Origin of the sequence: Gordonia iterans, from assembly GCF_002993285.1 — a bacterium.
In the GTDB taxonomy this organism is placed as follows: domain Bacteria; phylum Actinomycetota; class Actinomycetes; order Mycobacteriales; family Mycobacteriaceae; genus Gordonia; species Gordonia iterans.
In genome coordinates this window covers 1,511,991-1,523,245 of record NZ_CP027433.1, presented here as the reverse complement: position 1 = coordinate 1,523,245, position 11,255 = coordinate 1,511,991, and the positions used below count along the sequence as shown (strand labels likewise).

Genomic DNA, 11,255 nt, shown 5'->3' with positions numbered 1-11,255 from the left:
GTTCGTCCGCTGCGTCGTCACTCAGGAGCCCCTGCGACCGTCGCGGACGTCGAGCGGAATCGCTGCTGACGCAGCCGATTCCGCGAGAGGGAATCCGGTGAGACTCCGGAGCTGACCCGCAGCGGGATATCGGAACGACCGCCGTCACACGCACTGGATGCGCAGTTCGCGCGAGTCTGGGAAGCGACGGCCAGTAGGAGCGCCTCGGACGACCTTCGCGGTCGTGGTGCACGCCGATGAGCCCGAAGACCTGCCCGTTGTACCGGGTGCGCCGCAGCCGGTGACGTTCCGCCTCGTGGACCCGGGCGATGTCGAAGCGTGTTCCTCCGTGGGCTCTTCGTCACTCCTCGCTCGGGTAAGGGCGTTCGTCGTCACCTTTGATGCAGGAGATTGAACGAAAGATGGGTTTCACCACCACCGTGCCGGGCACCGCCCGGATCGGCGCCGACCGCGAACTCAAGCGCGCGGTCGAGGGGTACTGGGCCGGCCGCGTCGACGCCGCCGAGCTGGAGAGCGTCGCGGCACAGCTGCGCCGCACCGGCTGGCAGGAACTGCTGACCACCGGGCTGGACTCCGTTCCGGTCAACACATTCTCGTACTACGACCAGATGCTCGACACCGCCGTACTGCTGGGTGCGCTCCCGCCCCGCGTCAGCGGCATCGAGAACCCGCTGGACCGCTATTTCGCGGCCGCACGGGGCGCCGGGAGCCGAGCGAGCGGGCCCGGCCACAACAGCGCTGAGGGTGTGACGCCGCTCGAGATGACCAAGTGGTTCGACACCAACTACCACTACCTGGTGCCGGAGATCGGCCCCGACACCGTGTTCTCTCTCGACGCGTCGAAAGTGCTCTCCGAATTCACCGAGGCCGTCGCACAGGGCATCCCGGCCCGACCGGTCGTGATCGGTCCGATCACCTTCCTGGGCCTGTCCAAGGCCGACGCCGACGGCCCCGAGCCTCTTTCCCGGATCGACGAACTGCTGCCCCTGTACGAGCAGTTGCTGGGCGAGTTGTCCGCCGCCGGCGCACAGTGGGTGCAGATCGACGAGCCGGTCCTGGTGACCGACGTTCCGACGGAGCGCAACGGGCGAAGCGCACTGCCCGAGCTCGCCGAGCGTGTGTACACCCGGCTCGGCGGCCTGATCGACCGGCCGAGAATCCTGGTCCAGACCTACTTCGGCGATGCGGGCGAATCGCTGGCGGCACTCGGCCGCACCGGCGTCGAGGGTGTCGGCGTCGACCTGGTCTACGGCACGGCCGAGTCGGTGCGGTCCGCCGAGCTGAACGGCAAGCTGGTCGTCGCCGGAGTGGTCGACGGCCGCAACATCTGGCGCACCGATCTGGATGCCGCCCTGGCGATCCTCGAAGACCTGCGTCCCGCGGTCGGCGAGCTGGCAGTCTCTACCTCGTGCTCCACGCTGCACGTGCCGTACACCCTGGCTGCCGAGACCGGTCTGGACGAGAATCTCCGCGGCTGGCTCGCCTTCGCCTCGGAGAAGTTCGCCGAGGTCGCGGCTCTCTCGCGGGCCCTCACCAACGGCCGAGTCTCGCAGGCGGACGTCTTCGAGGCCGCGCGGGACGCTCTGGCCACCCGCGCCACCGATGCGCGCCTGTCGGTCGATTCGGTCCGCGAGCGTCTCGCCGCGCTGGGCGAGTCCGATCGTCGTCGTACCGCTGCCGCGACCCGCCGCGAGCGGCAGCACGAGGCGCTGGGTCTGCCGGAGCTCCCGACCACGACGATCGGCTCGTTCCCGCAGACCGGCGACATCCGCAAGGCGCGGCAGCGGCTGCGGCTGGGCGAGATCGACCAGACCGCCTACCGCGAGCAGATGGAGGCGGAGATCGCCGCCGTCATCGCGCTGCAGGATGAGATCGGGCTGGACGTGCTGGTGCACGGCGAGCCGGAGCGCAACGACATGGTGCAGTACTTTGCCGAGCAGTTCGACGGGTTCTTCGCCACGCAGAACGGCTGGGTGCAGTCATACGGCTCCCGTTGTGTGCGCCCGCCGATCCTGTACGGCGACGTGACCCGTCCGACTCCGATGACGGTCGGCTGGATCACCCACGCGCAGTCGCTCACCGGGAAGATCGTCAAGGGCATGCTGACCGGTCCGGTCACCATCCTGGCGTGGTCGTTCGTGCGGGACGACCAGCCGCTGGCGACCACGGCCGATCAGGTGGCGCTGGCCATCCGGGACGAGACCGTCGACCTCGAGCGCGCGGGCGTCGGCATCATCCAGGTGGACGAGCCGGCCCTTCGCGAGCTGCTCCCGCTGCGGTCGGGCGACCGGCAAGCCTACCTGGACTGGGCGGTCGGCGCGTTCCGGCTGTCGACCTCCGGGGTGGCCGACGAGACGCAGATCCACACGCACCTGTGCTACTCGGAGTTCGGGGACGTCATCGGCGCGATCGCCGACCTGGACGCCGACGTCACCTCGATCGAGGCGGCACGCTCGCACATGGAGGTGCTCGACGACCTCAACGCGATCGGCTTCTCGAACGAGGTGGGCCCGGGTGTGTACGACATCCACTCCCCGCGCATCCCGAACGCCGCCGAGATGACCGACCTGCTTCGCGAGGCGCTGTCGGCGGTGCCGGCCGAACGTCTGTGGGTGAACCCGGACTGCGGTCTCAAGACCCGCACCACCGAGCAGGTGACCGCCGCACTGACCGCGATGGTCGACGCCGCCAAGGCCGTCCGCGCCTGAGACCGTCCCCCTCACGAAACTTGCCTTCCTTTTGTTGCGGATTCCGCAACAAAAGGAAGGCAGATTCTCAGTGCCGGTGGGGTTACGCCTCCGCCTGGTAAATCCGGACAAGATTGCCCGCCGGATCACGGACGGCGCAGTCACGCGACCCCCAGGGCTGATTAGCCGGTTCGGACACGATCTCGGCACCGTGCTCGCACAGCCGCCGGAAGGCGGCCTCGAGGTCTGGGCTGCTCAAATGCAGTCCGCCCAGCGCCCCCTTCGCGACCAGACGGCGGACCTGGTCCACGTCTTCCGGCGAGCCGTTCACATGATTGGTCAGCACGATCCCCACATCCGGCTGGTCCGGTGAGCCGACCGTGGTCCAGCTGAATTCGCCCTGCCGTCCGTCGTTGCGGACCTCGAGGCCGAGGGCGTCCCGATAGAAGGTGAGCGCGGCGTCCGGATCGGCGACCTGTACGAAGCAAGTGGCGAGACTCAGATTCATGGCCCCCACGCTATTGCGAACCTGTCGCCGCAGCTTCTCCGATCCTGCTCGATCGGTCGCTCGGCATGGCACTCATCGCCACGCGAAGACCGGCTGCTCCAGGTGCGCGACGCGCGTGGTCCGGCCCCGCACCACCACCTCGGCGAACTGGTAGATCACCGCGGCGGTCGGGGCGTGCACCCAGTGCCCGAAGATGGGGAGCCGGATCACTGGGCGGTCGGACTCGGGGATGGAGTCGAACGCCGGCTCCGAGATCACCTCGTCCAGGGTGGCGAAGTGCAGCCGGTGCACCTCGTCCGGACTCGGATCGGGGGTCACCGCCTCGTCCACCCAGCAGACCACCGGCGTGATCAGATACCCGGACCGCGTCGGGTAGTCGTCGAGCAGGCCGAGCACCGAGTCCGGTCCGAGTGAGACCCCGAGTTCCTCGTCGAGCTCGCGCAGCGCGGCCTGCACGGCCGTCTCCCCCGGATCGAGCCGGCCGCCGGGAAGCGCGAATTGGTACGAGTGGTTGCGCATCGACGCTGGTCGTCGGGCCACCCAGATGCCGCGGTCGCCGTCGCCGGGTACCACGGTGATCGCCACCGCCGCCCGCTTCAGTTCCGGATCCGCGACGGCACGTCGCTCCCACTCGGCAAGCCGCCGTTCCGCCAGATCCCGCGTCAGCTCCATGTCTCAGGTCTACCCCACCAACGGTCCCGTCGAACCGGTGGCATCGACTCAGGGTGGTTTCGACTCGCTACGCTCGCTCAACCATCGAGAAGGACTTGCTCAACCATCGAGAAGGACTCGCTCAACCATCGAGAGGCTCACTCGACGACACTCCGACGGTTGAGCCCGGCGAACGAAGTGAGTCGGAGTCGAAACCACCCGCACGACGACCGGCGATCAGCCCAGTTCGACGAGGAGGTCGCCCGCGCCGACCTCGGTGGCCGGGTGCACCACGACGCGCTTCACGGTGCCGGCGCTCTGCGCGGAGATCGACGCCTCCATCTTCATCGCCTCGATGGTGCCGATCACGTCGCCCGCCGCGACCTCGTCGCCGACGGCCACCGACACCGTCACCACGCCCGCGAACGGGGCGCCGATGTGGTGCGGGTCATCCTTGTCAGCGCGTTCGCGCACTTCGACGGTCACGTCAGCGGAGCGATCGAGGACCGGTACCGGCCGGAGCTCGCCGTTGAGCGTGCACATCACGGTGCGGATGCCGGCCACGTCGGGCTCGCTCACCGCTTCGAGCGTGATCAGCAGCTGGACGCCGTCGCGCAGGATCACCCGGTGCTCATAGCCCTGCTGCAGACCGTAGAAGAACTGGTAGGCCGGCAACCGCGAGGTGTCACCGTACTCCTCGCGGTGGGCGAGGTATTCGGCGGTCGGCCCCGGGAAGAGCAGCCGGTTCAGCGTGGCCTGACGCGCGGTGCCGGGCACCGCCAGCAGCGCCTCGTCCTCGCGAGTCAACTCCTCCTCGGCCAGCTCGGCGGTGCGTCCGGCCAGGATCTGCTCGCGCAGGGGCTCGGGCCAGCCCGCGGCGGGCTCACCGAGCTCGCCGCGCAGAAAGCCCACCACCGAGTCCGGGATGTCGTACGCCGTGGGATCAGCCGCGAAATCCTGCGCCGTGATGCCCTGCGCGACGAAGGCGATGGCCAGATCGCCGACGACCTTCGACGACGGGGTCACCTTGACCGGCCGTCCGAGCAGCCGATTGGCGCCCGCATAGGCCTCCTCGACCGCCTCGAACTGGTCCCCCACACCGATGGAGATGGCCTGCTGGCGCAGGTTCGACAGCTGGCCGCCCGGAATCTCGTGGTCGTAGACCCGCCCCGTGGGCGCGGGGATCCCGGACTCGAAGCGGCCGTACATCTTGCGCAGCGCCTCCCAGTACGGCTCCAGCGAGGTAACCCGGTCCAGATCCAGGCCCGTGTCGTACTCGGTGTGCGCGGCGGCCGCGACGATCGCCGAGAGCGACGGTTGACTAGTGGTGCCCGACAGCGGCGCGCTGGCGCCGTCGACGGCGTCCGCGCCCGCCTCCCACGCGGTCAGGTAGGTGGCGAGCTGGCCGCCGGGGGTGTCGTGGGTGTGCACGTGGATGGGCAGGTCGTACTCCGCGCGCAGCGCACCGATCAGTTTCCGGGCGGCCGCCGGACGCAGCAGGCCCGCCATGTCCTTGATCGCCAGCACGTGCGCGCCTGCCTCGACGATCTGCTCGGCCAGGCGCAGGTAGTAGTCGAGGGTGTACACGTCCTCGGCGGGATCGGCCAGGTCTCCCGTGTAGCTCATCGCGACCTCGGCGACGGCGGTGCCGGTCTCGCGCACCGCCTCGATGGCCGGGCGCATCGCCTCGACGCTGTTCAGGGCGTCGAAGATGCGGAAGATGTCGATGCCGGTGCGGGCCGCCTCGTCGACGAACGCGGTGGTGACCTGCGTCGGATACGGGGTGTAGCCGACGGTGTTCTTGCCGCGCAGCAGCATCTGCAGACAGATGTTCGGCATGGCGGCACGCAGCCGGGCCAGCCGCTCCCACGGGTCCTCCTTGAGGAAGCGCAGCGCGACGTCGTACGTCGCGCCGCCCCAGCACTCGACCGACAACAACTCGGGCGTCAGCGCGGCGACGTACGGCGCCACCGAGACCAGGCCGGAGGTGCGCACGCGGGTGGCCAGCAGCGACTGGTGCGCGTCGCGGAAGGTGGTGTCGGTGACGGCCAGCGCCTTCTGCTCGCGCAGCGCCCGCGCGAAGCCCGCCGGCCCAAGCGCGTCCAGGCGCTGTTTGGACCCGGCCTGCGGATTCGCCAGTTGCTCCGGGGTCAGCGGTGGCAGCTTCTTGTGCGGGTGCACCGCGGTCGGCACCAAACCGTTCGGCCGGTGCACGGTGACGTCGGCGAGATAGTTGAGCAGCCGCGAGCCGCGCTCGGGCGACCGGACGGCGGTCAGCAGTTCGGGGCGGTCGTCGATGAACGACGTCGTGATGGCGCCGGCCTGGAAGTCCGGGTCGGCCAGCACGGCCTTGAGGTAGTCGATGTTCGTGTGCACGCCGCGGATCTTGAACTCGGCGAGGGCGCGCTGGGCTCGTCGCACGGCCGTGGTGAAGTCACGGCCCCGGCAGGTCAGCTTGACCAGCATCGAGTCGAAGTGACCGGTCACCTCGCTGCCGAGCGCGGCGGCGCCGTCCAGACGCACCCCGGTGCCGCCCGGCGCACGGTAGACGCGGATCCGGCCGGTGTCCGGCCGGAAGCCGTCGGCCGGGTTCTCCGTGGTGATCCGGCACTGCAGCGCCGCGCCGTGCACGGCGATCGACTCCTGCGTGAGCCCCAGATCGGCGAGCGTCGCCCCGGCGGCGATACGCAGTTGCGCCGACACCAGATCGACGTCGGTGATCTCCTCGGTGACGGTGTGCTCCACCTGGATCCGCGGGTTCATCTCGATGAAGTAATGCCGGCCCCGCTCGTCGACCAGGAACTCGACGGTGCCGGCGCACGAGTAGCCGATGTGCCGGGCGAAGGCCACCGCGTCGTCGCAGATCCGTCGCCGCAGATCAGGATCCAGATTCGGTGCGGGGGCGAGCTCGACCACCTTCTGGTGGCGGCGCTGCAGCGAGCAGTCCCGTTCATACAAGTGGATCACGTCACCGGTGTGGTCGGCGAGGATCTGCACCTCGATGTGCCGGGGGTTCACCACCGCCTGTTCCAGGAACACGGTGGGGTTGCCGAACGCCGCCTCGGCCTCGCGGGAAGCCGCCGCGATCGCCTCGGCGAGGTCCGCGGGATCGTCGACCCGGCGCATGCCGCGCCCGCCGCCGCCGGCGACCGCCTTCACGAACACCGGGAAGGTCATGTCCGCGGCGGACGCCACCAGTGCATCGACGTCCGACGACGGCTCCGACCCGGACAGCACCGGCAGTCCGGCCTCGCGCGCGGCCTGCACCGACCGCTTCTTGTCGCCGGTCAGCTCCAGCACCCGCGCCGACGGGCCGACGAACGCGATGCCGTTCTCGGCGCACGCCGCGGCCAGCTCGGGATTCTCCGAAGCGAACCCGTAACCCGGGTACACCGCATCGGCGCCGGCGTGCCGGGCGGCGCCGATGATCTCGTCGACCGAGAGGTATGCCTGCACCGGCCGGCCGGGTTCGCCGATCTGATACGACTCGTCGGCCTTGCCGCGATGGACACAGTTGCGGTCTTCGAACGGATACACCGCGACGGTGCCCGCGCCGAGTTCGAATGCGGCACGGAAAGCGCGCACGGCGATCTCGCCGCGATTGGCCACCAGGACTTTGCTGAACATCTCTGCCTCGTTGCTTGGGGTTGGCATGAGCACACCGGGCGACGCGATGCCGTCGTCCCGGCACGAACAACGGGGGTGGACCGGGATCAGCCGACCCACCCCCGAGGTTCGTATATTTTATTGCTACCGCATTCGGGTCCGGAACGGTACCGATTCAGGCGGGAATCGGGCGCTGCACCGGGCCGTCGTACGCCGACAACGGGCGGATGAGCGCGTTGGAACGGGTCTGCTCGACGATATGCGCCGTCCAGCCCGTGATGCGGCTCATCACGAAGATCGGCGTGAACATGCCGATGTCGAAGCCCATCAGGTGGTAGGCCGGACCCGTCGGGAAGTCCAGATTCGGCTTGATGCCGGTCCGCTCCTCCATCAGCTCGGCCAGCTCCCGGTAGATCTTCAGCCACCGGTCCTCGCCGACGTGCTCGGACACGTTCACCAGCGCCTGATACATGGTCGGCACCCGGGAGTCGCCGTTCTTGTAGACGCGGTGCCCGAAACCCATCACCTTCTCCTTGGCGTCGAGCTTGGCGTTCAGCCAGTCCCTCGCGCGCTCGGGGCGGTCGATCTCGATCATGTCGTACATGACGGCCTCGTTCGCGCCGCCGTGCAGGGAGCCCTTCAGCGCACCGATCGCGGCCGTCACCGCGCTGTAGATGTCCGACTGCGTGGACGTCACCACCCGGGCGGCGAAGGTCGAGGCGTTGAAGCTGTGCTCGGCGTACAGGATCATCGACTGGCTGAAGGCGTCGACCAGGACATTCCCCGTCGCTCCGCTCGCCCCTGCTCGTCCATCGGGCACCGCGCCGAAGCACATGTTGAGGAAATTCTCCGCGTAGCCCAGCCCGTGGTGCGGGGCGATCGGCGCCTGTCCGCGCCGGCGGCGGAAGTCGGCGGCGACGATGGTCGGCAGCACTGCGAGCATGCGCAGCCCCTTGTCGAGGTTCGCCTCAGGGGTCGGCACGTCCTCGTCCGGATCCTCGCTGCCGAGGTAGCTGATCATCGTGCGGACGGTGTCCATCGGGTGGCAGTTCTCCGGGATCCGCGCGAGCACGGCTTGCGCCGACCGATCCAGCCGGCGGTTGGCTCGCTCCCGCTGGGTGAACAGCGCGAGCTGCGCGACCGTCGGAAGCTCGCCGTGCCAGAGCAGGTAGGCCACTTCCTCGAAGGACTTGGTGGTGGCCAGGTCCTGCACCGCGTAGCCGCGATAGGTGAGGCTGTTGGTCTCCGGCACCACCTTGGACACGGCCGTGGTGTCGACGACGACCCCCGCCAGCCCCTTGTAGATCTGCTGCTGCGACATTGGTTACTCCCCTGCTCGGGTGTACGTGAAGATGGACGAGTCGAAATCGTTGTAGTCGGCGTATCGGAGGAACTCGTAGAGGCGGGCGCGGTGCTGCATGCCGTCGAGCACTCCCGCCTGCGTGCCGTCGGCGGCGATCTTCCGCAGTCCGGACTCGACCGCACCCATCGCGAGCCGCAGGGTGGTGACCGGATAGATCACGACGTTGTAGCCGATCGCCCGGAATTCGTCGGCGGTGAACAAGTCGGACTTGCCGAACTCGGTCATGTTGGCCAGTAGCGGCGCATCCACCTCGTCCCGGAACCTCTTGAACTCGTCGAGGTCGGCGAGCGCCTCGGTGAAGATCAGGTCGGCGCCGGCGGCGACGTAGTCCTTGGCGCGGGAGATGGCCGCGTCGAGCCCCTCGACGCCGCGGGCATCCGTGCGCGCGCAGATCACGAAGTTCTCGTCCCGGCGCGCACTCACTGCCGCGCCGAGCCTGCGGACCATCTCCCGGACTCCGACCACCTCCTTGCCGTCGAGGTGACCGCAGCGCTTCGGGTTCACCTGATCCTCCAGGTGGCAGCCCGCCAGGCCGGCGTCTTCGAGGACGGCGACGGTGCGGGCCGCGCTCATCGGCTCGCCGAAGCCGGTGTCGGCGTCGATCAGCGTCGGCAGATCGGTGGCCCGGGCGATCGCCCCGCCCCGGGCCGCGACCTCGGTGAGCGTGGTCAGACCGATGTCGGGCAGACCGAGGTCCGCCGAGAGCGCCGCGCCGGAGACGTAGACGCCCTCGAACCCCGCGTCGGCGACGATCTTGGCCACCAGCGGGGAAAAGGCTCCCGGCCAGCGCTGCAGGTCCCCGGACGCGAGTCCGGCCCGCAGCGCGCGGCGCTTGTCGGCGTCGGACAGCCCCGACGAGAACAGCCCCGACATCAGAGGATTCCCTCGCCGGTCGCCGGCGCCGACTCCAGGACCTCGCGTCGCACTCGCACATTCAGCGCGCCCAGGCCGCCGGCCGGGAGGTCGGCCAGATCGATGGCGGCAGCCGTGAAGCGCTCCTGCTCGACCGGGTCGACCACACCGTCCACACCCGGCCCGCTCGCGGAGTTCATGCTGAGCGGAGTCGAAGTGCTCCCGGCGCCGCCGGCCATCCGCGCGAACTTCGCCAGGTACTGCTCGCGGGCGAACGGGCGCGCACCGAGCGGGTGGGCGTCGGCGACGGCGAGTTCGTCGGTGATCACCTCGCCGTTGCGCAAGGTGATCACGGCACGGGCGCCGAAGGCCTTCTCGTTCGGATCGGTCGAGTGGTAGCGGCGCGTCCACTCCGGGTCCTCGACGGTCGAGATCTTCTTCCACAATTCGACGGTGTCCGGGCGCGCGGCGCGCTCGGGCGCGTACGAGCGCTCGTGGTCCCAGTCGCCGTCCTGCAGCGCGACGGCGAAGATGTACATCACCGAGTGGTCCAGCGTCTCGCGGCTGGCGTTCGGATCGAACTTCTGCGGGTCACCCGAACCGGTGCCGATCACGTAGTGCGTGTGGTGGCTGGTGTGCAGCACGATCGACTCGACCTGCGAGGTGTCGCCGACCCGCTCGCGCATCCGGCGGGCCAGGTCGATCGGCGCCTGGCTCTGATATTCGGCCGAGTGCTCCTTGGTGTAGGTGTCCAGAATCCCGCGCTTGGGCTCGCCCGGCCCCGGCAGCGGCACCGTGTAGTGCGCCTCCGGGCCGCCGAGCATCCACGCGATCACCCCGTCCTCGCCCTCCCAGATCGGCGACGGCGCCCCTTCGCCCCGCATGGCCCGGTCGACGGCCTCCACCGCGATCTTGCCGGCGTGCGCCGGGGCGTACGCCTTCCAGCTGGAGATCTCCCCCTTGCGCGACTGCCGGGTGGCGGTGGTGAGGTGCAGTGCCTGACCGACGGCCTGATAGATGGTGTCGATCTCCAGGCCGAGCATGGTGCCCAGCCCCGCGGCGACCGACGGGCCGAGGTGGGCGACATGGTCGATCTTGTGCTCGTGCAGGCAGATGCCCTTCACCAAGTCCACCTGGACCTCGTAGGCGGTGGCCAGGCCGCGGATCAGATCGCGGCCGCTGGCCCCGACGCGCTGTCCGACGGCGACCAGCGCCGGGATGTTGTCGCCCGGGTGGCTGTACTCGGCGGCCAGGAAGGTGTCGTGGAAGTCGAGCTCGCGCACGGCCACCCCGTTGGCCCAGGCGGCCCACTCCGGCGCGTACTCGCCGTCGATGCCGAAGACTCCGGAACCGCCGGCCAGCGGGCGGGCCTGTGCCTGACGACGAGCGCTGGTGACCGGCCGGCGGGCGACGGAGGCGGCGCTCACCGCGGCGTTGTCGAGAATCCGGTTGACGATCATCTCGGCGGTCTCGTCCGGGACCTCAACCGGATCGACGGCGATCTGGGCGATCTTGTACGCCAGGTGCTCTTCCTTCGGGAAGTGCTCGGAGCTGCGGCGCGTGAATACCTCGTGATTGATCATGTTCG

General features: G+C 69.4%; 7 protein-coding genes and 1 riboswitch. Of the genes, 1 reads left to right on the top strand and 6 read right to left on the bottom strand.

Features of this window, described 5'->3' with window-relative positions; genetic code table 11:
• Positions 1–34: 34 nt before the first annotated feature.
• A riboswitch (cobalamin riboswitch) is annotated at positions 35–272 on the top strand.
• Positions 273–401: 129 nt separating this feature from the next.
• Complete coding sequence (gene metE / locus C6V83_RS07115) at positions 402–2,708, top strand: 5-methyltetrahydropteroyltriglutamate--homocysteine S-methyltransferase (protein ID WP_105941807.1); 2,307 nt, start codon at positions 402–404, stop codon at positions 2,706–2,708.
• An 82-nt stretch (positions 2,709–2,790) separates the two neighbouring features.
• On the opposite strand, the gene C6V83_RS07110 is transcribed toward metE, so the two are convergent.
• The 6 genes from C6V83_RS07110 to C6V83_RS07085 form a co-directional block, all read right to left on the bottom strand.
• Positions 2,791–3,195, bottom strand: a complete 405-nt coding sequence (locus C6V83_RS07110; protein ID WP_105941806.1) for a VOC family protein — start codon at positions 3,193–3,195, stop codon at positions 2,791–2,793.
• Between the two features lie 72 nt (positions 3,196–3,267).
• Positions 3,268–3,867 (bottom strand): NUDIX hydrolase, encoded by a 600-nt coding sequence (locus C6V83_RS07105; protein ID WP_105941805.1) that lies wholly within the window; start codon positions 3,865–3,867, stop codon positions 3,268–3,270.
• Between the two features lie 216 nt (positions 3,868–4,083).
• On the bottom strand, positions 4,084–7,473 hold the full coding sequence (locus tag C6V83_RS07100) for a pyruvate carboxylase (RefSeq protein ID WP_105941804.1): 3,390 nt from the start codon (positions 7,471–7,473) through the stop codon (positions 4,084–4,086).
• A 154-nt stretch (positions 7,474–7,627) separates the two neighbouring features.
• Positions 7,628–8,773 (bottom strand): bifunctional 2-methylcitrate synthase/citrate synthase, encoded by a 1,146-nt coding sequence (locus C6V83_RS07095; protein WP_105941803.1) that lies wholly within the window; start codon positions 8,771–8,773, stop codon positions 7,628–7,630.
• Positions 8,774–8,776: 3 nt separating this feature from the next.
• Entirely contained in the window at positions 8,777–9,688 is a 912-nt protein-coding gene (prpB, locus tag C6V83_RS07090) for a methylisocitrate lyase (protein WP_105941802.1), read from the bottom strand.
• Positions 9,688–11,250: an MmgE/PrpD family protein gene (locus C6V83_RS07085; protein ID WP_105941801.1), complete on the bottom strand. Its 1,563-nt coding sequence runs from the start codon at positions 11,248–11,250 to the stop codon at positions 9,688–9,690. Before C6V83_RS07085 ends, prpB begins: the two co-directional genes overlap by 1 nt.
• Positions 11,251–11,255: the final 5 nt, after the last annotated feature.